Raw genomic sequence first — 24,494 nt, 5'->3', positions numbered from 1 at the left:
TGGATTGCCGGCCAGCGGCCGGCACTACCGGGGCTATGGATTGCCGGCCAGCGGCCGGCACTACCGGGGCTATGGATTGCCGGCCAGCGGCCGGCACTACCGGGGCTATGGATTGCCGGCCAGCGGCCGGCACTACCGGGACTATGGATTGCCGGCCAGCGGCCGGCACTACCGGAGCTGTGGGTTGCCGGCCAGCGGCCGGCACTACCGGGGCCATGGATTGCCGGCCAGCGGCCGGCACTACCGGGGCTATGGATTGCCGGCCAGCGGCCGGCACTACCGGGGCTATGGATTGCCGGCCAGCCGCCGGCACTACCGGGGCCATGGATTGCCGGCCAGCGGCCGGCCCTACCATTGCCGGCAGGCGGCGGTCGGGGCTCAGCCGCGCAGGGTGGCGCCGCCGTCGACGTACAGGTCGCTCATGGCCACATGCCCGGCCTGCTCGGAGAGCAGGAACATCACCGAGTGCGCGATGTCCTCCGGGGTGGCGAGTTTGCGCAGTGGAATGCCGGCCTTGTAGGTCTCCAGGTTACCGGCGATTACCCGCTCGGCACCGCGCTCGTCCTGCCACATGCCGGTCTGCATCGGGGTCAACGTGGACCCCGGGGCGACGATGTTGCAGCGGATGCCCAGCGGCGCCAGCTCCAGCCCGAGGCAGCGGGTGAACATGGTGGCGGCGGCCTTGGACGCGGCATACGCCGCCATGCCATGCCGCGGCACACCGGCCGCATTCGAACTGACGGTAACGATCGCGCCCCGCTGGCGCGGCGACATCACCCGCGCCAAGGCGCGCCCAACGTGGAATACGCCGTCGGCGTTGACCGCGAACACCCGGCGCCAGTCGGCGTCGCCGGTCTCGGCGACGCTGCCCACGTGCAGCACGCCGGCCACGCTGGCCGCCAGCGTGATCGGCCCGATGCTGGATTCGACCTGATCCACCAGGGCGTCCACCGCTGCGCTGTCGGTCACGTCGAGTGCGAACGACCTGACCCGCGTATCGGCCACGTGTGGCGCCTCACGATCGGTCGCCACCACCGTGCAGCCGGCCTCGACCAACAGCCGTACCAGTGCCTCGCCGATGCCGCCGGAGGCACCGGTCACCAATGCCACGCGGCCTTCAAAACCGGTCAACTGCATGTTGCGATCTCCTGTTGCTCGTCCCATTGGCGCAGCCGCGCCGACAACCATGGCGCCAGCTGCGCCACCGCATCGCGGCCGGTAAGTTCGGCGTGTAGGAACGGCAGTTCCAGCGCCTGCACCTTGCGCGCGTGGGTCCGCCACAACGCCGACTGCAGCTGTGGCCGCGCCTGGTGATCCCGGCCCGCGCGGACGTGCACCAGCGTGCCGTCGAACGGTTGGTGGATGTGCTCGCGGATCAGTCGATTGGTGCCGGTCACTGCGCGCACCACGCCATCGAGCACCACATCCGGCAGGCTGCCGAGTGCACTACCGCCACGTCGCAGGAACGCCAGAATGCGTTCACGGCTGTCCAGCTCCGGATGCGCATCCGGATCGTGGCCGGCAATCGCCAGCAGTGCCCGCAATGCAGCGATGGCATCGGGTTCCGGCTCGGCCCGCCAGCACTCGCTGGGATAAGCGTCCAGCAGTACCAGCTCGCCGACCTCGCGGCCGATCTCATGCAGGCGCACCGCCATCGCCTGGGCCAGGATGCCGCCCACCGACCAGCCCAGCAGATGCACCGGCCCCTTCGGCTGCAGTGCGACCACGCGCTGTACGTAGTCGTTGGCCATCGCCTCGATGCTGCTCGGCAGCGGCTGCCGCGCGTCCAGGGCCGGCGACTGCAGGCCATACACCGGGCGTGCCGGCTGCAGTGCCCGGGCCAGGGTGCGGTAGTTCCAGGCGATCCCCCCGGCCGGGTGCAGCACGAACAGCGGCGTGGGCCCGGCAGCGTCGGTCGCGGCCAGCGCGATCACTGGCCCCAGTGCGTGATCGGCCAGCGCGGGCGGCTCGGCAATGCGAACTGCCAGCGCGGCCACGGTGGGCTGGGCAAACAAGGCACCCAGACCCAGATCGCAGCGCCAGCGCTGCTCGATCGCCAGCAGCAGGTGCACCGCCGACAACGAATCACCGCCGAGACTGAAGAAATCTGCATCCACTGCCACCGGCGCCTCACGCCCAAGCGCCTGTGCGAACATCAACGCCAGCTCCTGTTCCAGCGGCGTGCGCGGCGCCAAGCCGGCAACTTCAAGTTGCGGTGGCTTCGGCAACGCGTTGCGATCGAGCTTGCCGTTGGCGGTCACCGGCCAGTGGTCCACACCAACGAAGGCCGAGGGCACCATGTAGTCCGGCAAACGCGTGGCCAGGTGGCTGCGCAGCGTCACGGCGTCGGCATGCGCCGCTGGAACATAGGCCACCAGACGCGCATCGCCGGGAGCATCCTGGCGCAGCAGCACTTCCACCCGATCCATGCCAGGCAGCTCGCGCAGTGCCGCCTCGATCTCGCCCAGCTCGATGCGCAGGCCGCGCAGTTTCACCTGGTGGTCGCTGCGGCCCAGGTACTCGACCGCACCATCGCGCCGCCAGCGTGCCACGTCGCCGGTGCGGTAGATACGCTCGCCCGGCAGGAAAGGATCGGCAAGGAAGCGCTCGGTAGTCAGGTCATCGCGACCGAGATAGCCGCGTGCCAGTTGCACACCACCCAGGTACAGGTCACCGGCCACGCCCACCGGCACCGGCTGCATCCGGGCGTCCAGCACGTACAGGCGGGTGTTCCAGACCGGGAACCCGATCGGCACCGGCCGCGAACGATCCTGCGCCGACGCCGGCCAGTAGCTGACGTCCACCGCAGCTTCGGTCGGGCCATACAGGTTGTGCAGCTCGGCGTGCACACGCGCGTGGAAGCGGTCGCGGGACGCAGCATCCAGCGCCTCGCCACTGGTGAACACCCGTCGCAGCTGCAGCCCTTCGGAGGCCGGTGCAGCGAGGAAGGCATCCAACATCGATGGCACGAAATGCGCCGTGGTGATGCCATGCTCGCGGATCAGCCGCGCCAGTTCGGTGGGATCGCGATGCGCGTCCGGCCCGGCGACCATCAGGGTGGCCCCACACAGCAGCGGCAGGAAGAATTCCCAGACCGAGACATCGAAGGTGGCCGGGGTCTTCTGCAGCACGCGGTCGTCGGCACGGATGCCGTAGTGCTCGCGCATCCACAGCAGGCGGTTGACGATGGCACGATGTTCGATGACCACGCCCTTCGGCTCGCCGGTCGAACCGGAGGTATAGATCACATACGCCGCATCGCTGGGCGCCGGATCGGCCCATGGCGCGGCGAAGCTCAGCGCGGTCCACTGCTCCGGCGCGAGCACCGGTACGCCGGCCATGCGCGCCGAATCCTCGGCCGCAGCCAGTACGCACACAGGCTGTGCCGAGGCGAGAATACGCGCCAGCCGCTCATCGGGATGGGCAAGGTCCAGCGGAAGATAGGCCGCGCCTGCGCGCAGCACCGCGACCAGCGCGATCACCAGCTCCAGCGAGCGCGGCAATGCCACCGCCACCACGCTGCCCGGGCCGACATCCATCGCCCGCAGCTGCGCCGCCAGCGCGAAACTGCGCGCTTCCAGCGTTGCGTAATCCAAAGCAGCGTCGCCGAACACCAGCGCAGGCGCGTGTGGGTCCCGATCCATGCCCTGCTGCAGCAGCTCGACCAGGGTCGTCTCCGGCAGCGCGTGCGCGGTGGCATTGAATTCCTGCAGCACCTGCTGCGCCTCCTCGGGCGTCGCCAGGGGCACGGCTGCGATATCGTCAGCCTGCAGCGCCGCCGATACGAAATGCAGCAGCCGCGCCGCGTGCGCCTCGACATCCTCGCGACTGTACAGCGCGGGATTGGCCTCGATTTCCAGATCCAGCAGCGCCTGGCCATCGCCACGGAAGCCCAGCGTCAGGTCATCCACCGGCCCGGTGCACAGCACCTCCAGCGTCGCCTGCACGTCGGCCAGCGCCAGCGGCCTGTAGAACGGCTGCACGTTCACCAACGGACCGTGCAGGCGCTGCTGCGCGCCGACCAGGCCCAGGTCCCGGCGCAGCTGCTCACCGCGGTAACGGCCGTGCTTGCGACCCTGGCTGAGCTGCAGGCCCAGGCCGCGGGTGAAGGCCTCCACGCTGCCCTCGCCGGCCGCCACGCGCAGCGGCAACACATTCATCACCATCGCCGGCACCCGCGCCGACGCGTTGCCGAGCCGCCCCATGTAGGGCACGCCCAGCACCACTTCATCGGCCGCGCTCATCCGCCGCAGGTATTCGGCCGACAACGCGGCCAGCACATCCGGCCAGGGCTGCAGCCAACGCACCGATGCCTGCAGCAGCTGCTCACGGAAGGCCGCATCGAGCGGCTGCACCCAGCGCAGCGCGTCGTCACTGGCCGCGAGCGTGCCGGCCAGGCCCCCGCCTGCCGGTGCGCCCTGCATCTGCTCACGCCACCATTGCCCGGCCTGCGTGCGGCGCGGGTCGGCACGATAAGCGGCATCATCGGCCAGCACGCCCGCCAGCCCCGGCAGTGGCTCACCCATGCGGCCGGCGTACAACGCGCACACGCGATCGGTGAACAGCGCCATGCCATAGCCATCAGCCGCCAGATGATGCACCCGCAGGTACCAGACCCAGCGCTGCCCGCCCAGCTCAAGCAGCATCTGTTGGCTGATCCGGTCGCGGGCGGGGTCGACCGGGCTCAGCCGGTCGGCGTGCATCAGGCTGCGTGCCGCAGCGGCAGCATCCGCTTCGGCGGAAACATCACGCACCGAAAGCAGCGGCACGTGTGCCGGGTCATGCCACTGCAGCGGCTGGCCATCGGCCCCTTCGGCAAAGCGCAGCGCAAAGGCCTGGGCTTCGAACGCAGCCTGGTCTGCCGCTGCAACGAACGCGGTCACGTCCAGCGGGCCATCGATCCACACCGCGTGCGCGGTATTGAATGACGGATTGTCCGGCGCCAGCCGCTGTGCAAACCACAGTCCGGTCTGGGCCTCGGTCAATGCCACCGGCGTGGCCAGCGCAGCGGCGTTCATGCGTTCTGCGCGGCCTGCAGCGTCTGCACCACGTTCCACCACTGGCGCAGCGTGGTGTGCTCGGCCAACTGCGAGAACTCAATCGGCAGGCCGGTGTTGCCCCAGGCCAGGACCAGGCCGAGCATGCGCATCGAGTCCAGGTCCAGGTCGATCAGGTTGTCGTCGTCACCGATCTCGGCAGGCGTACATTCCAGAACGCGCGCCACGTCGGCACGCATGCGCTCCAGATCCAGCATCTCAGCGGTGGCAGCCATCACAGCACCTCCAGCAACTGGTCGGTGGTCATCGGCACCCCGCTGGTGCGCGCGATCCAGTGCAGCGCCTGATCGTGATCGGCGCGCGAGAAGTCCGCCACGGCGTCGGCGGCAATGAAGGCCTCGATATCACGCTGGAACGCCTCGACCACGGTCGCCGTGCAGCCGATATGGGCGTACACGCCGGTCACCAGCAACTGGTCGCGGCCACGCACCCGCATCAGCGTCTCCAGGTTGCTGCGCTGGAACGCGCTGTAACGGTGCTTGACCAGCACGTGCTCGCCCGGCTGCGGTGCCAGCGCGTCGATGATCGGTTCATGGTCGGCGCTGCGGCGCATGCCCGGTCCCCACAGGTCGGCCTGCAGGCCACGGTCACGGCGATCCTGGTCGCCATGCTGGGCGGTGTAGAACACCGGAATACCGTGCGCGCGGCAATGCGCCAGCAGGCGTGCGATGTTGTCCACGGCCGGCCGCAGCGGTGCATTGCCGGCGTCGAATGCGGCCAGGAAGTAGCGCTGCATGTCGTGCACCAGCAAGGCGACACGATCGCGCTGCGGGCGCCACGGGCCGCGTGCCTGCGGCAGTTCAGCGGCGGTCGGCAAGGGGTAATCGGTGATACGGGGCAGCGCCATCAGCGCGTTCCTCCTGTCTGTTGCAGATGACGCGCACGCAACTGCGCGCGCAGTTCGCGGCGGCTGATCTTGCCGACCGCGGTGGTATCGAAACTGTCGACGAACACGACCTGGTCGGGCACCTTGAACGCGGCCAGGCCGCGCCCGCGCATCCAGGACTTCAGCGCCGGCGCCTTGAACGGCTCGCCCTGCGGAATCACGAAGGCGCAGCTGCGCTCGCCCAGGTACTCATCGGGAATGGAGACCACGGCGGCGTCGAACACACCGGGGTGGGCCAGCAGGTGATCTTCGATCTCTTCGGCGGAGATCTTCTCTCCGGCACGGTTGATGTGGTCACCGGCGCGGCCCTGCACCACCAGGTAGCCTCCGGGCAGCTGCTGCACACGGTCGCCGGTACGATAGAAGCCGTCGTCGGTGAACGAGCGCGCATTGGCCACCGCGTCGTTGTGGTAGCCGCGGATGGTGTACGGCCCACGGGTGAGCAGATGCCCTACCTCGCCTTCGGCCACCGGCTGGTCATGGTCATCGACCACGCGCACTTCATCATCCGGACTGATCGGCCGGCCCTGGCAGGCCACGATCAGTTCCTCCGGGTCATCCAGCCGTGTGTAGTTGACCAGGCCTTCGGCCATGCCGAACACCTGCTGCAGCGTGCAGCCAAGGCCATCGATCACCCGCCGTGCGGCTTCCGGCACCAGTTTGGCGCCGCCTACCTGCAGTACGTGCAGGCTGGACAGGTCATGCTTGCTGGTGGCGGCGGCCTGTGCCCACAGCAACGCCAGCGGCGGCACCAGCCCGCAGCAGGTCACCTGCTCGCGGGCGATCAGCGGGAAGGCCGCATCCGGACCGGGGCCGGGACTGAGCACCACGCGGGCGCCGGCATACAGTGCGCCGAAGAAGCCCGGCGAACTCATCGGGAAATTGTGCGCGGCCGGCAGCGCGACCAGATAGACGCTGTCGCGGTCGATGCCGCAGAGGTCATTGCTGGCGCGGAACGAGTAGATGTAGTCGTCGTGGGTACGCGGAATCAGCTTGGACAGCCCGGTGCTGCCTCCGGATATCTGCAGGAACGCCACCGACTGCGGGTCCGGATCGGACGGCAGCTGGCTGCGATCGCCCTGCAGTGCCTCCAGCGCGATGAACTCCGCCGCATCGCCGTCGATCACCACATGGCGAACCGCCGGCACTTCGGCCTGCAGCGCCCTTGCCAACCCGCGATGATCGAAGCCATCGTGCAGTGTGGTGGTGATGTAGGCACTGGCTTCCGCCTTGTTGGCGAAGTGGACCAGCTCGGTGATGCGGTGCGCCGGCAACGCATACACCGGCACCAGGCCGGCGCGGAACAGGCCGCAGACCGTGGTGATGAACCCGGCGGTATTGCCCAGCTGCACCAGCACCCGTTCGCCAGGCTGCAGGCCGAGCGCCAGCAGGCCCGCACCGATGCGGCCTGCCTCATGCCACAGCTGCGCATAGCTCAGGCGTACGTCGCCGGCGACCACCGCGATGTCATCGGCATAGCGTTCTGCACGCTCGCGCAGGAAACCCGGGAAGGTCTCGCCACGCCAGTGACCGGCTTCGCGATAGCGCGCCACCAGCGTGTCGGGCCACACCTGCTGCAGCGGCAGGCGGGAAGAGTCAGTGGAGGTACTCATGCGGCAGGCTCGATGGCGGGCGCGGATTCATGGACACCCAGCGCGTTCAACAGGGCAGCGAACTTCGCTGCGGTTTCGGCCACCTCGGCCTCGGGGTGTGACTCGGCGACGATGCCGGCACCGGCATACAGGCGCAGCTGCGTGCCCTGCAGGCGCGCGCAGCGGATCGCCACGTACCAGTCGCCGTCACCCTGCGCGTCCAACCAGCCCACGGCACCGGCGTAGAAGCCGCGCGGCACCGGTTCCAGCTCGCGGATGCGCTGCAGCGCCGCCAACCGTGGCGTACCGCAGACTGCCGGCGTGGGGTGCAGCTGCGCCAGCAGTTCGGCGGCAGACGCCTGCGGATCCTTCAGGGTGGCGTGGATGCGGGTGCCCAGGTGCCACATACTGGCGGTGGCATGCAGCACCGGGCGCGGCTGCGCATCGATGTGGCTGCAGTACGGTGCCAAGCCCTCGACGATGGCTTCGACCACGTGGCGGTGCTCGTCGTGGTCCTTGGTCGAGGCCAGCAGCGCCTGCGCCGCACGCTCGTCCTCGGCGGCATCGGCGCTGCGCCGCGCGGAACCGGCCAGCGGATGCGACAACAGCTCGGCGCCGCGCTTGCGCAGCAGCAGTTCCGGCGTCGCCCCCACCAGCCAGGCCGGTGCCTGGCCCAGCTCCACCGGCAACGGCACCGCGTAGGTCGCCACCGACGGATCTGCGCCCAGGCGTGCCAGCAGCACGTCCGGAGACAGCGCCTGGCGGGTGCGTGCCAGCAGGCTGCGCGCCAGCACCACCTTCTGGAGGTTCAGATCGGGCGCGCGCAGTACCTGCACCGCCGCGGCAACCGCTGACGCATAGTCCTGCGGCGCAGGCTCGGCCTTCAGGGAACCGTCCAGCGGCGGTGCGGCCTGCGGCTGCAGTGCCAGTGCCGGCAGCAGGCGCTCGGGCTGGAATAGCGCATCGTCCGCACGCGGTTCGAACGGCACTGCGCCAACCAGCAGGCCCGGGCCGCCACGCTGCCGGGCAAAGAACGCCGAGACGCGTTCTGCCAATGTCGCCAGTGCACCGGCCGGCAGCGTGGCGCGGCAGCCGCGTGCATGCACGTGCTGGCCGGCATGCTGCAGCAGGAACAGCGACGCGTCGTCGGTGCTGTCCAGTGACGCTGGCGCAGCCTCCGGCCACGCGCCCTGCATCAGGGAATCGTTCATGGGGTCTCCTTCGTCCGATGCGCTGCAGCCAGCGCGCACAGCAACAGCAGCAGCGCACCGACCAGCAGGTAAGGCAGGCTCGGCCCGCCGCGATACAACAGCGTGCCGAGCATCGGCCCGGCCACCATGCCCAGCCCCTGCGCGGCAGCGACGGTGCCGGCGGCGGCGCCCTGCTCGTGCGCCTCCACCGCATCGGCGGCCAGCGCCTGGAACGAGGGGAATACGAAGCCCATGCCAAACGCGGCCAACGCGTACGCCGCCGGCAACTGCCAGCCCTGCTGCACGCCCGCCACCGAAGCAAAGCCAATGCCGGAAATCAGGGCGCCAAGGACGATCCAACGGCGTGGATGTACCTCCAGCTTCATCACCAGCGCCTGCGCCAGGATCAGGCCGACACCAACGGCGGTAAGTGCGATGCCGGCCATGCGTGCACCGGCCGCCGCATCCAGGCCCAGGCGATCAATCGCGAAGAAGCCGACCGTGACCTGCGCGATGGTCACCGAGACCATCGCGATGAACGCTGCCAGCTGCGGCAGGCGCAGGCGCGCGTCGAGACGGCTCATCGGCGTGCGGCGCTGTGCGGACGCGCCCACCACCGGTGGTGTAGCCGGCAGCCGCCAGGCCAGCAATGCCAGTGCCAGCAACGGCAGCAACGCGGCCACGTACAGCGCCAGCGAAAGATTGGTATAGGCCAGCCAGCCGGCAGCGGCCGGACCCAGTACCATGCCCAGCGCGTTGGCACTGCCCAGCCGGGCGAGGAAACTGGCGCGCTGCCCGGTCGGTGCCTTGTCGGCAATCAGCGCAGCGGCCGTGGGCGGCACGGCCGCGTAGAACAGCCCGATCAAGCCGCGCGCGCCGACCAGCACCAGCACCGACACCAGTACCGGCGGCACCGCCTGCAGGGCGACGTCGATGAACACCGCCAGTGCGATGTAGACCGCCGTATAGGCACTCATCGCCAGGATCAGCACGCGCTTGCGCCCAATGTGGTCGCTGAGCTGGCCCCAGGGGCGCGCGGCCAGCATCCACAACACGCCTGCGGCGGTGACCGACAGGCCGGCATGCCACTCGGACAAGCCGAGCATGCGGACCACCGGGCCGATCACGGCGACGAAGGACATCATCGCCATGGTGCCGATCAGGGCAGCCAACACCAGCGCCGGCAAGCCGGGAACGACGGGACGTGCGTGCATGGAACACCAGCCGTAACAGGAAAGGATGGCCGGGCACGCCTGCGCACCCCGCCCGGCACCGGCCCTGCTCAGGACCGGACGCCACCCTTAAATGATAACGGCTCGTATTTGCATTTGATACCCATTCTCTTGAATGGGCGCGCAACAGTGGGTTCAGCGCATTGCATGCAGGCCGAGCAGGCCACGGCGCTTGAACCACCACTCCAGCGGCAGCGTCACCAGCGGCGGGATGGCTGCCAGCAGCGCCAGGGCACTGGCCCACCACGGCCAGCGCAGGCGCACCGCCGCGAACAGGGTGACTGCCACATAGACCAGGAAGGCCACGCCGTGCAGCGGCCCGAACAGCTTCACCAGCGCCACGTTGGCCATCGGGCCGTACTTCATCCACATGCCGATGAGCAGGCCGGCCCAGGTCACGGCCTCGATGAAAGCGACCGCGGCGAACAGACGTCCGGTCGGGTGCATGGGGGAATGTTGGGTCACGCGGGGCTCCGGCATGGGGGTATCAAATGCGAATGATACGCAGATGCGAACCCCATGTAGAGTCGAACCGTGCTCGACTGCTGGAGCGTGTCCACCAAGGTGGACACCTACCGGAGCGTGTATGGCAGAACGTGCTCACCAATCTCGCGCAGCACCAGGTCCATCGGCCGCCCGTTGTCGACCAGGTTGAACATCACGTGCGCCACGCCCTGCGCATGCACGCGCAGCAGGTAGTCACGCAGGCCATCGCGGCCGACCTTCAGGCCCAGCGGCAGCGGCTCGGCTGGCGCCTGCGGATCGGCCTGCAGATCCAGCAGCATCGACTGCACGAACGGCTTGGCTGGCCCACCACGCTGCACCAGCGCCTGCTGCCACAGGCCGATGCGCCCTTCCTGTGCGGCCTCGTCGCGATGATAGGTGGCCCAGCCTTCGGCCTCGCGCGCGATCCACTGCAGGCTCTGCCGCGCGGTACCCACCACCAGCATCGGGATGCGGGTTGCCGGCGCCGGCAGCACGTCGAAGCCACCCGTCGCCTGCAGTACGGCCGTCCGCTCATCGGCCTCCGGTGACAGCGCCGCCCGCAACAAGGTCCAGCGCTCACGGAACGTCGCCGCCCTGCCCTCCAGATCCTCACCGAATGCGGCGAACTCTTCCGGTCGGTCACCCGAACCCAGGCCCAGCACGAAGCGCCCGCCGCTGATCCGGTCCAGGCTCAAGGCCGACTTCGCCACCTGCAGCGGCTGCCGCAATGGCAGCACGATGGCCGCGCTGCCGACCACGATGCGTCCGGTCGCGGCAGCCAGCATGCCCAGCCACAGAAACGGGTCATCCAGCGCGCTTGCTGTCGCGTCCGGACCCTGCGGCACCATCAGTGGTACATCACGCGTCCACAATGCGGCAAAGCCCAGATCATCGGCCAGTCGCGCAATGCGCCGCGCCTCATGCGGATCGGCCAGTCCATGCGCGGCGACAGGCGTCATCAGGCCCAGGCTCAGGCCCTGTTGCGGAAACAAGGCAGCGTAAGCAGGATTGAACTCACTCATGCCGCCAGCTTAGCGTGCAGGCCTGCGGCAACGATGACGCGCCGCCCACTACCGGAAGAACACTGCATGCCGACGATCCGCCCTGCCCACGTCGATGACCTGCCCGCGATCAGTGCGGTGTGCCTGGCTGCGTTCACTGCGGCGGTCGCGCCTTCGCTCAGCGCGGCCGGCATCGCCACCTTCGGCAGTGTCGCCGCTGCCGAAGCGTTCGGCGCGCGCCTGCACGGTGACAACCACATCCTGGTGGCCGAGCAGGACGGTCGCGTCGTCGGCGTGATCGAACTGAAGGAAGGCCGGCATCTTGCGATGCTGTTCGTCGATCCCGCCTGCCAGGGCCAGGGCATCGGCCATGCTTTGTTCGAGGCGGTGCTTCCACAGGTGCGCGAGCCGGTCCTTACCGTGCGCGCCTCGCTCAATGCGGTACCGACCTACCTGCGCTATGGCTTTGCGCTGGACGGTGACGTCGGCGAGTTCAATGGGTTGGTGTATCAGCAGATGGTGCGGGCAGCGGCCTGAAGGCATCCGCCCGGCGTTGCCCGGCAATGCCCGGTGGGCGTCATGCCCTGCAGCACGCCCGTCATGAGCAAACTGAATCAGCGGGCTCCCCGGCGGTTCCTACAATGGCCTGTCACCCTGCCCTTCGAGATGCTGCCGATGCGCGTCGCGCTTTCCGTGTTGCTGCTGGCTTCGGCGCTGAGCGCCTGCACCCCGGCCCCGGTTTCCACCGCCAACTCCGCCGAGGCACCCGCGCCGGCGTCCGCCATCGCCTGGCGCCAGGGCGATGTGGACGATGCCTTCGCCGAAGCCGCCGACAGCGGCAAGCCGGTGCTGCTGTACTGGGGCGCGGTCTGGTGCCCGCCGTGCAACCAGCTCAAGGCCGGCCTGTTCAAGGACCCGGCCTTCATCGCGCTGACCAGCAAATTCGTGCCCGTCTATCTGGATGGCGACGAGGAAGGTGCGCAGGCCTGGGGCGAGCGCTTCGGCGTACGCGGCTATCCGACCCTGATCGTGCTGGACCCACAGCGCAACGAAATCACCCGCGTGGCCGGCGGCAACGACGCCGCCGAACTGACCCGTGCACTGACCGTTGCCGCAGGCCGCCGCAGTGCCGTCGCCGCCACCTTGGCCACCGCGTTGGCAACGCCGGACCGCCTGGCCGCCGAAGACTGGCAGGTGCTGGGCGACTACGGCTGGGAAGTGGACGCCAACCGCCTCGCCGGCGAGCGCAAGAGCCAGGTCGTACTGCGCCAGTTGTCCAAGGCGGCACCGGATGCCGCCCTGCAGCGCCGCTTCGCTCTGCTTGCCTTGGCAACGGCCGAAAAGCCCGATGCCTCACCCACCGAAGTACGCGAGCTGCTGCAGGCGGTGCTGGCGCAACCGGCGGAAGTGCGCCGCAACCGGGAGCTGCTGGGCTATGCGGGCGTGCAACTGGTCAAGCAGGCCAGTGCCGGGCCGGCCACCAGCAACACGCTGGGACAGCAGCTGCTGGTCGCACTGGAGCGCGCAGATGCCGAGCGCGGTGATCGCGCCGACGACGCGTTGTCGCGTGCGCTGACCGAAGTATCGCTGGCCCGCCAGCAGCAGCCGAAGGGTGCACTGCCCGCGGCCCTGGTTGATCGGGTCAAGCAGCGCGTGGCCTCTGCCGATGCCGCCGCCACCGATGCGCATGCGCGCCAGGCCACGATCAGCAGCGCGGTCCATGCGCTGCGCGAGGTTGGCGACGACGCCGGTGCCGAGGCGCTGTTGCTGGCCGAGCTGAAGCGCAGCGAACAGCCGTATTACTACATGCCCGAGCTGGCCGAACTGGCCGAGCAGCGCGGCGATACCGCCGGTGCACTGGAGTGGTTGAAGCGCGCCTACGACGGTGCACAGGGCCCGGCCACCCGCGTGCAGTGGGGCGTGCTGTACGTGGAAGGGTTGCTGAAGCTGGCACCGGACGACGCACCGCGCATCGAGCAGGCCACCGCCTCACTGATCGCCGAACTGGAAGCGCAGCCGTCGGGCTACCACCAGCGCACCCGCCAGCGCTTCGAGCGCCTGGCCGGGCAGTTGAAGGCGTGGAGCGGCAAGCACCAGGGTGCGGAGACGCTGGCGCGGCTGCAGCAGCGGATGCAGCAGGCGTGCGGCGAACAGGTTGATGGTGCGTGCAAGGACTGGTTGAGTTGAGTTGATGAAAGCGCTGGCGGCTGGTTCGCCTGCCGGCGCTTTTGTTGATATCGGTTATGGCGGGGGAAGGGGCTGGCCGGGACACGCCGTAAACCCATCCATGGGGGCTCGATGGCGCCATCCATGGCGCCAACGGTCCCGGCCAGCCCCTTCCCCCGCCATCGGACGGTTTCCTGCGAGCGCGGGCAGCACATCAGCGCGCCGGTGAGGTTCGAAAAGCGGGTTCTGGTAGTGTCGGCCGCTGGCCGGCAACCCGACCTTGCCCGCATGCCGGCCAGCCGCCGGCACTACCATGCCGCTCCTGCTCCTGCCTTTGACTCCGTCTCCGCGCAAGCGCAGGGAGCTGTCCTGCAGGGGCTGATGGGTCAGCGCAGGACCGTTGGCGCCATGGATGGCGCCATCGAGCCCCCATGGATGGGTTCACGGCGTGTCCTGCGCTGACCCATCAGCCCCTGCCTACCAGGAAGAATCAAAGCGATGAACGCGCACGCATTTCAATCCCGCCCCTTGACCTCAACCAATGTTGAGGTGCGATAACGATCTCCCCACGGCCAGCCCTCTGGCCTTCCCCACGGAGATTGCTTCGATGTCGTACTCGCTTCCCCCGCTCCCCTACGCCTACGACGCCCTTGAGCCGCATTTCGATGCGCGCACGATGGAGATCCACCACAGCAAGCACCACCAGACCTACGTCAACAACCTCAACGCCGCCATCGAGCAGGCCGGCATCGCCGAGCAGCCGGTCGAGGCGCTGATCGCCAACCTGGATGCCGTGCCCGAGGCCCAGCGTGGCGCGGTCCGCAACAACGGCGGTGGCCACGCCAACCACAGCCTGTTCTGGACCGTGCTCAGCCCCCACGGTGGTGCACCCGATGGTGAGCTGGCCGCCGCCATCGACCGCGATCTTGGCGGCTTCGATGCCTTCAAGGACGCCTTCACCAAGGCGGCGCAGACCCGCTTCGGCAGCGGCTGGGCCTGGCTGACCAGCGATCGCGATGGCCGCCTGCAGGTGGAAAGCAGCGCCAACCAGGACAGCCCGCTGATGGGTGCAGCCGTGGGCCTGTCCGGCAACAGCCCGATCCTCGCACTGGATGTCTGGGAACACGCCTACTACCTGCACTACCAGAACCGTCGCCCGGACTACATCGGTGCGTTCTTCAACATCATCAACTGGGCCGAGGTCGGCCGGCGCTACCGCCAGGCCAGGGCCTCATGAGCGGCGAGACACTGCCGTACGCCGGGCCGTGGGCGGGGGTGTTCCCCGCCCCGGCCCCGGTGCCGTCGGTCGAGATGCCGCCGCGTGCCCTGCGGCGGCTGCTCGGCCACTTTCCTACCGGCGTGGCCATCGTCTGCGCACGCGATGCGCAGGGCAAGCCCATCGGCCTGACCATCAATTCGTTCGTGCCGGTGTCATTGCAGCCGCCCCTGGTGCTGTGGAACCTGGCGTTGCACGCGCAGAGCCTGTCCACCTTCCAGCGCGCCACCCGCTTTGCGATCAGCGTGCTGGCGGCCGACCAGGAAGCGCTGGCCCGGCGCTTTGCCGATCCGCACGTACGCAACCGCTTCGACGGCCTGGCATTGCTGGATGACGATGAGGACGCCCCACCGCGCATCGCCGGTGCGGTCGCCCATCTCACCTGTACCCGCCACGCACAGTGGCCGGTGGGCGATCACCTGCTGCTGGCCGGCCGCATCATCGACGTGCACGAGAACGGCGGCGCGCCGCTGCTGTTCCATCGCGGCCGCTTCCAGCCAGGCCCGGCCGAGCTGCTGGTGGAGGTGCGCTGATGAACATCGAAGCTCTGGAATGCATGCTCGCCGCCGGCAAGGACGGCGCGCTGCTGCGCTTCGGCCTGGGCAAGGGCTGGCTGGATGCCGGCAACCCGGTGCGCGCGGCCACCCATCTGGGCCGTTGCGTGGTGCTTGATCCGCAGTACTCGGCGGCGTGGAAGCTGCTGGGCAAGGCCTGGCTGGCCAGTGGCCAGCCGCAGGCGGCGCGCGAAGCATGGCAACGCGGCCTGAGCGTGGCCGGCAGCAAGGGCGACCAGCAGGCACGCAAGGAAATGCAGGTGTTCCTGCGACGCCTGGACCGCGAGCAGGCGGACCTGGCGAAAGCGGGCTGAGTCGATCAGCCCGCGTTGGCCGATGCCGGTGCGGACATGATGTCCGACATCGGCAGGCGGCGCGGCTTGCTCGGGAACGCGTGACGCAGGATGCGCCAGACCACCTGGCCGAACTGGCGCGGCAGCGAGCCGTTGTTGTAGTGCTGGCCGTAGCGGCGGCAGATGTCCTTCACTTCCTTGGCGATGGCCGCATAGCGGTTGGCCGGCAGGTCCGGGTAGAAGTGGTGCTCGATCTGGTGGCTGAGGTTGCCCGACAGCACGTTGATCAGGAAGCCGCCACTGATGTTGGACGATCCACGCAGCTGGCGCAGGTACCAGTGGCCGCGCGATTCATTGCGCAGGCATTCCTTCGGGAAGGTTTCCGATTCGGCGGTGAAGTGGCCGCAGAAGATGATCACGTAGGTCCAGATGTTGCGCAGGCCGTTGGCCACCATGTTGCCCAGCATCACGGTGAGGAAGAACGGGCCGGCCAGCAGCGGGAAGAACACGTAGTCCTTCAGCACCTGGCGGGCCATTTTCCGCGCCACCGGGCGGGTCTGCATCCACATCGCACGGCCGCTGATACGACCCTTCAGCCAACGGCCCAGCCGCAGGTCCTGCGCGGCCACGCCCCACTGGAACAGCAGCGCGAAGATCGGGGCGATGATCGGCTGCAGCAGGTAGAACGGCTTCCAGCGCTGTTCCGGGAAGATGCGCAGCAGGCCGTAGCCGATGTCATCGTCCATGCCACGCACGTTGGTGTAGGTGTGGTGGCGGAAATTGTGGGTCTTGCGCCAGTTGTCGGCGGTGGCAACGATGTCCCACTCGTAGGTGTTGCCGTTGAGCTTGGGGTCGCCGGTCCAGTCGAACTGGCCATGCATGACGTTGTGGCCCAGCTCCATGTTCTCCAGGATCTTCGACAGCGCCAGCAGCAGCGTGCCGGTGATCGCGGCCGGCCACAGCAGCGGCATCCAGAACAGTGGCGAGAACGCCGCAAGGAACAGCAGGCCACGGCCGCCCACGCCGAACCAGCGCACGGCGGCGGCAACGCGGCGGATGTAGCGGGTATCGGAGGCGCCGAGGCTGCCGATCACACGGTCGCGGATCGCGTCCAGTTCCTCACCGAAGGCATGCATCTCGGCAGTACTCAGGGCACGGTCGGTAGCGCGGGTCATGGCAGGCGTCCTCAGAGATCCAAAGTCAGGTCGGTGGTCGGTGCGCTCACGCAGATCCGCACCGGCTGTGCCGATTCGGACTGCAGGTCGCCGGTGCGCAGATGGCGGGTGGCGCCACTGACGCGATCACAGGTGCAGGTGTTGCAGATGCCCATGCGGCAACCATGCTTGGGCTTGATGCCATGGGCTTCCAGGCTTTCCAGCAGCGAGCGGCCACGCGGCACGCTCAGCTGGCGGCCGCTGCGCGCAAGCGTCAGCGACACCTCGCCTTCGCTGCTGGCATCGCGCAGCGGCGCCGGCGGGGTGAAGGCTTCGGCCTGGAAGCCAGCCACCTGGTGCGCCAGGCGCTCACGCGCGGCAGCAACGAAGCCGTCCGGGCCGCAGGCCAGCACATGGCGCTGCGCCAGCGGCGTGTCATCGCCGGCCACCTGCAGATCATGGGTATCGATTCGCGCGGCCGGCACCTCACCCTCGCGGGTGGTCAGCAGGTGCACGCGCAGGTTCGGATGGGCCGCGGCCAGCGCCTGCAGTTCATCACGGAACTGCAGATGGGCGGCGGTGCGCTCCCAGTAGAACAGGTCCACCGGCGCTGCCAGCGGGCGCTGGCAGGCGTCGCGCAACAGGCTGCGCATCGGCGTGATGCCGCTGCCGGCCGCCAGCAGCAGCACCGGCGCCGCGGCCGGCATATGGAACTCGCCGAAGGCGGCATCGAGGCGGAACAGTTCGCCCGGCTGCGCGTGGTTGACCAGATGCTGGCTGACCCGGCCGCCGTCGATCGCCTTGACGGTGATCGCCAGCTCGCGCCGACCCAGTGCGGTGGGGCTGTAGCTGCGCTGCCACAGGCGTCCTTCAATCTCGACGCCGAGGGTGACGTGCTGGCCGGCACGCATGCCGGCCCAGTGCCGGTTGGTGCGCAGGACCAGCGTCGCCGCGCCCTCGCCGGCCGGCTCACGCCGGACCAGGCGGGCCACCGGCTCACGCAGGGTCCACAGGGGATTGAGCTGGCCCGCCCAGAAATCGAACAGCGACGGCGAGACCCAGCGGTACGGAGAGAACAGGGACGGACGGACGACAGCGCTCATGAGCGAACTATACGGGCGCACATACACCTGTGTATACATGTGTATATTGAACCGGATTGGGTATGATTCAGCCTCGCCCCACCGGAACCCCCATGGCCGCCGCCACCGCCTTGTCGACGCCCGAAGATGCCAACAGCCCGGCCCGCCGTACGGTGAGCCGCGAGGATCTGCTGGCCGCCGCCCTGAAACTGATCGGGCCGCACCGCAGCCTGTCGACGCTCAGCCTGCGCGAAGTGGCACGTGAGGCCGGCATCGCGCCGAACAGCTTCTACCGTCAGTTCCGCGACATGGATGAACTGGCCGTGGCGCTGATCGACGCCGCCGGCCGCTCGCTGCGCACCATCATCGGCGAGGCCCGGCAGCGCGCCACCTCCACCGCCACCAGCGTGGTGCGCGTTTCCGTGGAGACCTTCATGGAACAGCTGCGCGCCGACGACAAGCTGCTGCACGTGCTGCTGCGCGAAGGCGCGGTCGGCTCGGACGACTTCAAGCACGCGGTCGAACGCGAACTGCACTACTTCGAGGAAGAGCTGCAGCACGACCTGGTGCGTCTGGCCGCACTGGATGGCGCCGTACTGCATGCCCCGGAACTGGTGGCCAAGGCCATCACCCGGCTGGTGTTCGCGATGGGCGCCACCGCCATGGACCTGCCGCCGGAGAAGGATCCGGAACTGGTCGAGCAGATCTCCACGATGATCCGCATGATCATCGTCGGCGCCCGCACCCCCGCCGCGTTCCGCCGCGGCTGATCAAGCTCCTCTGGGCCGGATCCCTTTCCGCAGGAAAGGGCTCTGCCCCACACCACCCCGACTCCAGCCTCCCACAGCACCGCCCTGCCGGTGAACCGTGGGCGCCATCACAGAACTGTGTCGCGAGTGCGCAGGTTGGACATCCTGCACGCGCCATTCACTGAGATCTCACGCACGCTGAATTATTCAGACCGCGCGCTCCATTCAGTTTGGTGAGTTATTGAACGGGGTTTGAACCCGGCACGTGCCGCTGCAGTCGTTTCAGATTAATTGCATGGCCCAGGCAAGACCCGATCCGCACAGTGCCGCCTCCGGCCCTGCGGATGCAGGTCCCACCCCAATGAGCTTCAAGGAGAAACACCCATGCGCATGATGCAGTTCACGCCGAAGTTTCCTTCCACGTTTGTCCGTTCGCGGTTGGGTCTGGCCGTAGCCAGCTCATTGATGCTCGCCGCCATGGGCACCGCAAATGCTGTCGACGTCGGCCCAGGCCAGACCGTCACCATTACCCCAGGAAGTGCCTTCGAGGGACAGAATCTCTCCGTCCATGGAGGAACCGCCAATGTTCTGGGCGCCCGCATGGGCGCACTGGACTCGTTCTCTGCAGGCGGCACACACCAGACAATCATCAACGCAGATGGTGCTGGCTTCACGTCAACCACAGGCAATTTCGTACGGAGCTCAACAGCGGTCTTCCGCAATTCGGTGCTGAGCGCCACAACCGGCCCGGCCCTTGGTTTGGCACGATCAGGCGCTGTCGATGGCAATGGACGCCCCTACCCCAGAGTGTCGTTGATCGACAGCTCGCTCACTTCCACACGCATCGGACTGCAGGTGCTCGCCGGCGGCTACGCTGATGTAGACGGTTCGACCATTTCCGGCGGTACGTATGGGGTCTCTGTCGGTGCGGGCTCCGTTTCGCTGCGCAATGGCTCGACGGTCAACGGAGCCACAGCTGGAATCCTGATCATCTCGAGCCCAACCATCGAAGAGAATCTCGCCGACTGGGGCGTGATGGTTGATGGTTCACACGTCGAAGCAAGCAACGGCAGCGCCATTCTGTTCGGCGCTCATCTGCCTTCTGTATCCCGCCCGGATACGCTGTTGATACAGAATGATGCGACTCTGGTGGGGAGCAACGGCGTCATCATCTCTACCCGCGACAACGCCCACTTCGACCTCACCGCCCGCACCTCCACGCTCAAGGGCGACATCACCATTGCCGATACCGCCAGCGGCACGCTGCGCTTCCTCGACGGCCTCGACCTCACCGGCCGCATCCTCGGCCCGGCCGACGTCATCGTCGACCAGGGCGGTCGCTGGACGCTGTCCGGCGACAGCAACACCGGCAACCTCACCCTGGGTGCAGGCAGCAACATCTTCCTCGGTGCAGCGGGTACCGCGGCCTATCCGCAGCTGACCGTCAACGGCAACTACAGCGGCAATGGCGGCACCCTGCACTTCAACACCGTGCTGGCCGGCGACGGCGCAGCGAGTTCGCGCATGCACGTGACCGGTGATACCAGCGGTACCACCCAGGTCACCGTCAACAACATTGCCGGTGCTGGCGCGCAGACCGTCAACGGCATTCCGCTGGTGCAGGTGGACGGTGCCAGCAATGGCAGATTCACCCTGCAGGGCCGCGCCATCGGCGGCATGTACGAGTATTTCCTGCACAAGGGATCGCCGGGCGCCGCCAACGGCAACTGGTACCTGACCTCGGCCTACACCGGCAATCCGTGCGATATCAATCCGTCGCTGCCGGAGTGCACGCCGGTGGATCCAGTGGATCCGGTCGACCCTGTGGACCCGGTCGATCCCACCGATCCGGTCGATCCGGTCCCCGTGCTGCGTCCGGAGCCGGGCGCGTACCTGGCCAACCAGGCCGCGGCCGTGCAGATGTTCCAGCTACGCCGCCATGACCGCGGCGAGCCCGGCTTCGACCGCGCCCGCATCGGTACCTGGGTGCGCGCCGGGCGTGACCAGCTGCAGGCCAACGTGGCCGGCCAGGTCGACGCCCGTACCCACATCAATACCCTGCAGCTGGGCAGCGATGTCTGGCGCTGGGGCGATGGCCGCGGCCAGGTCGGCGTGATGCTCGGCACCGGCGAGGCGACCACACAGGCGGTGTCGACGCTGAGCGGTTATGGCACCCGCGGCAAGGTCAAGGGCAAGTCGGCCGGTGTCTACCTGGGCTGGGTGCAGGATGCACAGAGCAGTGCCGGCCTGTATGTGGACGGCTGGCTGCAGGCGGCGCGCTTCGACAACGAAGTGCAGGGCGAAGGCATCGCCCGCGAGACCTACGACTCCAGGACCCGCAGTGCATCGCTGGAAGCCGGTTATGCCTGGGCCATCCGCAGCACTGAGGCCAGCACGCTGTACCTGCAGCCGCAGGCGCAGCTGACCTGGACCGACTACGACGGTGACAGTCTGGTCGAAAACAATGGCACCACGGTCGAGGATGGTCGCGGCGGCGGCCTCAACAGCCGCCTCGGCCTGCGCCTGTTTGGCCAGAGCACGCTGCAGGGCAACCGCGTGCAGCCGTTCCTTGCGGCGAACTGGCTGCGTGGCCAGCGCGATGAGGCCATGCGCTTCAACAGCGAGTCGTTGAGCGCGAAGACGCCGGAGAACCGCTACGAAGTGCAGGCCGGTGCCCAGCTGCAGCTGGGCCAACGTTGGAGCGCATGGGGTGACCTGCGTGTGCAGCGCGGTGACAGCGGCTACCGCAACCATGGTGCCCAGGTGGGCCTGCGCGCCGCCTGGTAAGGCCAACGCCGCCCCGGGCCCAGGCCTGGGGCGGAATTCCTTTAGTCCCCTCGCACCCTGCCGGGCATGACATCCGGCAGGGTTCTGGCGCTTACTTGTAATGTTATAACACTGTCGTCCGCGATGTTCTGATCCCGCTTTCGGCTTCGTGATTGCACTGACTTATTTATATAGCATTTGCTATATCTATAACCCTCTGCTTTCATACCCGTCGACCAGGTCGCCCTCGCCGCCTTTCCTCTCCCAAGGACGACGCCCTCATGCCCATTGCCACCCCCCTCTTCCATCGGCTGCCCATGGCCGCCGCCATCGCCCTGACCCTGCCACTGCCCGTACTCGCCGCCACACCGAAGCCGACCGATCTGGACCGCGTGCAGGTCAAGGTCAGCACCGCCACCCGCAGCGAACGCCTGCTGTCGGACGTGCCGATCCGCACCGAAGTGCTGCGCAAGGAAGACATCGCGCTGCGCGCGGCCACCGACTTCTCGCGCGCCGCAGAGCTGATCAACGGCCTGCGCGTGGAAAGCAACTGCCAGAACTGCAATACCAGCGAAGTACAGCTGCTGGGCCTGCCCGGTGCCTACAACCAGCTGTTGTTCGATGGCATCCCGCTGCTGTCCACGCTGGGCAGCGTGTACGGCCTGGAACAGATCCCGGCCGGGTTCGTCGACCGCATCGAAGTGGTCAAGGGCGGTGGTTCGGCGCTGTATGGCCCGGGTGCGGTTGCCGGTGTGATCAACCTCATTCCGCCGCTGCCGGCGCGCAGCGGTGGGCATGTGCAGGCCGGCGTGGATGTCCTGAAAGGCACGCCGCAGAAGAACGCCGACGTGCGGCTGGACCTGGTGGCCAAGGAAGCAGACGCCGGCCTGTCGGTGATTGCCCAGCGCAACTGGAACAGCGGCATCGACTACAACGGTGACGGCTACACCGAAATCACACGCAAGAACCTCAAGGTCGGCGGGCTGCAGGCCTGGTACGCCCCCACGCCGGGCACGCGGCTGCGCCTGGACCTGCAGGTGACCGATGAAACCCGGCGTGGCGGCAACCGCTTGGACCAGCCGGAATACCTGGCCAACATCGCCGAATCGCTGGATACGAAATACCGCCGCGGCAGCGTGTCGTGGGACCAGGAAATCAATGCCGACGTCGATTTCCGCCTGGCCTACGCCTTCGCCGACATTGACCGCGACAGCTTCTATGGCGGTCTGGGCGACGTAGTCACCGATCCGTCCGCGCCGGGCTATGACCCGTCGCAGCTGGACCCGAACGTGGCCGGCAGCGCGGCCTCGCGTTCGTGGCGCCAGTACGGCCGCACCCACAACCCGCTGCACTACATCGACAGCCAGTTGAACTGGCGGTTGGGTGCGCACGCGCTGGCCTTCGGCGTGCAGTACAAGCACGAGGTGCTGCGCGACGACAACCGCACCGGTGACGGGCAGCGTCTTGCGGTACTGGAGGATGCGACCTTCCACAACCTGGGCGCCTTCATCCAGGACGAGTGGAGCCTGCGCGACAACGTCGACCTGGTGCTGGGTGCGCGCGTGGACAAGAGTTCGGAGCTGGACAGCGCGGTGTTCTCGCCGCGCATCGCGCTGGCCTGGCAGGCCACGCCCAACCTGAAGTGGCGTGCCGGCATCGCCACCGGCTTCCGTGCTCCCGAGATCTTCGTCGAGGACGTGCATGTCGACACGCTGGGTGGCGAACAGGTGCGCGTGCGCAACACCGACGGCCTGAAGGAAGAGCGCGCGTTGACCACCCTGTTCGGCTTCGACTGGCGCTCGGACCCGGCCAATCCGGTGTGGAGCTGGGATGCCACGGCCTCCTATGCACGCATCCGCGACACCTTCGCGCTGGGCGAGATCCAGCGTGGCGATGACGGACAGCTGAGCCAGCTGCGCTACAACGCCTCCGGCTCCAACGTGCTGGGCGCGGAAACCAACCTCGGCTGGCAGCCGTCGCCGCAGTGGCGCCTGACCGCCGGTGCCTCGTGGTACCGCTCACGCTTCCGCGAACCGCAGCGCATCTTCGACGACACCGGCGATGGCGGCGACACCGTGATCGAAAGCCGCGACTACCTGAAGACCCCGCGCTGGACCGGCCTGGCCCAGCTCAGCTGGATGCCCGCCGAGCCGTGGGAAACCTTCGTCGCGCTGCGCCACACCGGCCCGATGGCGGTGCTGAACAACCGGCTGGGCGAGCTGCACCGTACGCGCTCGTTCCTGGTCACCGATCTTGGTGCGCGCTGGCACCGGCATCTGGGCGCGCAGGCGCAGCAGGAAGTGTCGGTAGCCGCAGGCGTCAAGAACGTGTTCGATCAGCGCCAGAAGGATCTGGAGATGGGCGCGCTGCGTGACAGCGACTATGTCTACGGGCCGCGCTTCGCGCGTTCGTGGTACGTCAACCTGCGCTATGCGTTCTGAAGCACTGCGAGCGCTGTTGCTGGCCTGTGCCGCGCTGCTGGCCGCACCGGCGGTGGCTGCGGACCTGCACGCACAGGTTTCGGCCTCGCTGATGCGGCCGGAACAGCGCTCGCTGCGACCGATGCAGTGGACGCCGCCGCCGAAACTGGTGGCGCTGTACTTCGGCGCCGACTGGTGTGCACCGTGCCATGCCTTCGTACCCACGCTGCGCAGCGTGCGCGACGCGTTGCGCGAGGCCGGCGCCGATACCGAAGTGGTGTACGTCAGCCTGGATGAGAGCGACGCTGCATTGCGCCGCTACATGCACACGCAGGACATGCCGTGGCCGGTACTGGACCCACGCCGCGCCGCGCGCATGCCGGCGCTGCAGGCAATGGCCGGGCTGGCACCGCCGAATCTGGTACTGATCAATGCCGACGGCACGGTGCTGGCCAATGGCTGGCAAGGCCGGCGCTATGAAGGCCTGCAGCCGGTGTTGAAGGAATGGACGAAACGGGCGTGCGCGCAGGAACAGGCACGCTGCCCGCCTGGATTGTAGGGTCGCGCGAAATGCCGCCGGGCATGGCCCG

General features: G+C 68.2%; 20 protein-coding genes. 9 read left to right on the top strand and 11 right to left on the bottom strand.

The features are described 5' to 3' along the window. Positions 1-378: 378 nt before the first annotated feature. The 9 genes from AC5P9F_RS19205 to AC5P9F_RS19165 all read right to left on the bottom strand — a co-directional run bounded on the left by AC5P9F_RS19205 (position 379) and on the right by AC5P9F_RS19165 (position 11,465). A complete protein-coding gene (locus AC5P9F_RS19205) occupies positions 379-1,137 on the bottom strand; it encodes a 2,3-dihydro-2,3-dihydroxybenzoate dehydrogenase (RefSeq protein WP_164225736.1) in 759 nt (252 codons plus the stop codon). Next, positions 1,128-5,018 carry an enterobactin synthase subunit F gene (locus tag AC5P9F_RS19200; protein ID WP_164225735.1) on the bottom strand — a complete coding sequence of 1,297 codons (3,891 nt, stop codon included), beginning with the start codon at positions 5,016-5,018 and terminating at the stop codon, positions 1,128-1,130. The genes AC5P9F_RS19205 and AC5P9F_RS19200 overlap by 10 nt, the downstream gene beginning before the upstream one ends. Further along, positions 5,015-5,272, bottom strand: a complete 258-nt coding sequence (locus AC5P9F_RS19195; RefSeq protein WP_005409947.1) for a phosphopantetheine-binding protein — start codon at positions 5,270-5,272, stop codon at positions 5,015-5,017. The genes AC5P9F_RS19200 and AC5P9F_RS19195 overlap by 4 nt, the downstream gene beginning before the upstream one ends. Further along, entirely contained in the window at positions 5,272-5,904 is a 633-nt protein-coding gene (locus tag AC5P9F_RS19190) for an isochorismatase family protein (protein WP_043035251.1), read from the bottom strand. The genes AC5P9F_RS19195 and AC5P9F_RS19190 overlap by 1 nt, the downstream gene beginning before the upstream one ends. Further along, positions 5,904-7,556 (bottom strand): (2,3-dihydroxybenzoyl)adenylate synthase, encoded by a 1,653-nt coding sequence (locus AC5P9F_RS19185; protein ID WP_261728387.1) that lies wholly within the window; start codon positions 7,554-7,556, stop codon positions 5,904-5,906. Before AC5P9F_RS19185 ends, AC5P9F_RS19190 begins: the two co-directional genes overlap by 1 nt. After that, complete coding sequence (locus tag AC5P9F_RS19180) at positions 7,553-8,746, bottom strand: isochorismate synthase (protein ID WP_099596456.1); 1,194 nt, start codon at positions 8,744-8,746, stop codon at positions 7,553-7,555. The genes AC5P9F_RS19185 and AC5P9F_RS19180 overlap by 4 nt, the downstream gene beginning before the upstream one ends. After that, a complete protein-coding gene (locus AC5P9F_RS19175; protein WP_062606205.1) occupies positions 8,743-9,939 on the bottom strand; it encodes an MFS transporter in 1,197 nt (398 codons plus the stop codon). The genes AC5P9F_RS19180 and AC5P9F_RS19175 overlap by 4 nt, the downstream gene beginning before the upstream one ends. 153 nt (positions 9,940-10,092) lie before the next feature. Then, positions 10,093-10,404 carry a DUF3817 domain-containing protein gene (locus AC5P9F_RS19170; RefSeq protein ID WP_005413704.1) on the bottom strand — a complete coding sequence of 104 codons (312 nt, stop codon included), beginning with the start codon at positions 10,402-10,404 and terminating at the stop codon, positions 10,093-10,095. Between the two features lie 125 nt (positions 10,405-10,529). Then, positions 10,530-11,465 (bottom strand): TIGR03571 family LLM class oxidoreductase, encoded by a 936-nt coding sequence (locus AC5P9F_RS19165; RefSeq protein ID WP_099473584.1) that lies wholly within the window; start codon positions 11,463-11,465, stop codon positions 10,530-10,532. A 66-nt stretch (positions 11,466-11,531) separates the two neighbouring features. Here AC5P9F_RS19165 and AC5P9F_RS19160 point away from each other — a divergent pair, with 66 nt between their 5' ends. The 5 genes from AC5P9F_RS19160 (at position 11,532) to AC5P9F_RS19140 (ending at position 15,754) form a co-directional block, all read left to right on the top strand. Then, complete coding sequence (locus AC5P9F_RS19160) at positions 11,532-11,981, top strand: GNAT family N-acetyltransferase (RefSeq protein ID WP_049451603.1); 450 nt, start codon at positions 11,532-11,534, stop codon at positions 11,979-11,981. Positions 11,982-12,110: 129 nt separating this feature from the next. Then, entirely contained in the window at positions 12,111-13,631 is a 1,521-nt protein-coding gene (locus AC5P9F_RS19155) for a thioredoxin family protein (protein ID WP_100438597.1), read from the top strand. 586 nt (positions 13,632-14,217) lie between these two features. After that, entirely contained in the window at positions 14,218-14,847 is a 630-nt protein-coding gene (locus AC5P9F_RS19150; RefSeq protein ID WP_109337297.1) for a superoxide dismutase, read from the top strand. Then, positions 14,844-15,419: a flavin reductase family protein gene (locus AC5P9F_RS19145; protein ID WP_005413709.1), complete on the top strand. Its 576-nt coding sequence runs from the start codon at positions 14,844-14,846 to the stop codon at positions 15,417-15,419. Before AC5P9F_RS19150 ends, AC5P9F_RS19145 begins: the two co-directional genes overlap by 4 nt. After that, positions 15,419-15,754 carry a tetratricopeptide repeat protein gene (locus AC5P9F_RS19140; protein ID WP_005409958.1) on the top strand — a complete coding sequence of 112 codons (336 nt, stop codon included), beginning with the start codon at positions 15,419-15,421 and terminating at the stop codon, positions 15,752-15,754. The genes AC5P9F_RS19145 and AC5P9F_RS19140 overlap by 1 nt, the downstream gene beginning before the upstream one ends. 5 nt (positions 15,755-15,759) lie before the next feature. Here AC5P9F_RS19140 and AC5P9F_RS19135 read toward each other — a convergent pair whose 3' ends face one another. Together AC5P9F_RS19135 and AC5P9F_RS19130 are read right to left on the bottom strand one after the other, a co-directional pair. Then, the gene (locus tag AC5P9F_RS19135) at positions 15,760-16,908 is read right to left on the bottom strand and encodes a fatty acid desaturase family protein (RefSeq protein ID WP_005413710.1); all 1,149 of its coding nucleotides are present in this window, start codon (positions 16,906-16,908) and stop codon (positions 15,760-15,762) included. An 11-nt stretch (positions 16,909-16,919) separates the two neighbouring features. Further along, entirely contained in the window at positions 16,920-17,990 is a 1,071-nt protein-coding gene (locus AC5P9F_RS19130; RefSeq protein WP_033833196.1) for a ferredoxin reductase, read from the bottom strand. Positions 17,991-18,082: 92 nt separating this feature from the next. Here AC5P9F_RS19130 and fabR point away from each other — a divergent pair, with 92 nt between their 5' ends. The 4 genes from fabR to AC5P9F_RS19110 all read left to right on the top strand — a co-directional run bounded on the left by fabR (position 18,083) and on the right by AC5P9F_RS19110 (position 24,463). Next, complete coding sequence (gene fabR, locus AC5P9F_RS19125; RefSeq protein WP_005409961.1) at positions 18,083-18,739, top strand: HTH-type transcriptional repressor FabR; 657 nt, start codon at positions 18,083-18,085, stop codon at positions 18,737-18,739. 786 nt (positions 18,740-19,525) lie between these two features. Then, a complete protein-coding gene (locus tag AC5P9F_RS19120) occupies positions 19,526-21,505 on the top strand; it encodes an autotransporter family protein (RefSeq protein WP_239502353.1) in 1,980 nt (659 codons plus the stop codon). A 260-nt stretch (positions 21,506-21,765) separates the two neighbouring features. Then, complete coding sequence (locus tag AC5P9F_RS19115; protein WP_099498066.1) at positions 21,766-23,925, top strand: TonB-dependent receptor plug domain-containing protein; 2,160 nt, start codon at positions 21,766-21,768, stop codon at positions 23,923-23,925. Beyond that, on the top strand, positions 23,915-24,463 hold the full coding sequence (locus tag AC5P9F_RS19110) for a thioredoxin-like domain-containing protein (protein ID WP_005413715.1): 549 nt from the start codon (positions 23,915-23,917) through the stop codon (positions 24,461-24,463). Before AC5P9F_RS19115 ends, AC5P9F_RS19110 begins: the two co-directional genes overlap by 11 nt. Positions 24,464-24,494 lie beyond the last annotated feature (31 nt).

This window comes from Stenotrophomonas sp. YJH_SMC_4 (assembly GCF_059371575.1).
This window is presented reverse-complemented; position numbering and strand designations above follow the sequence as displayed.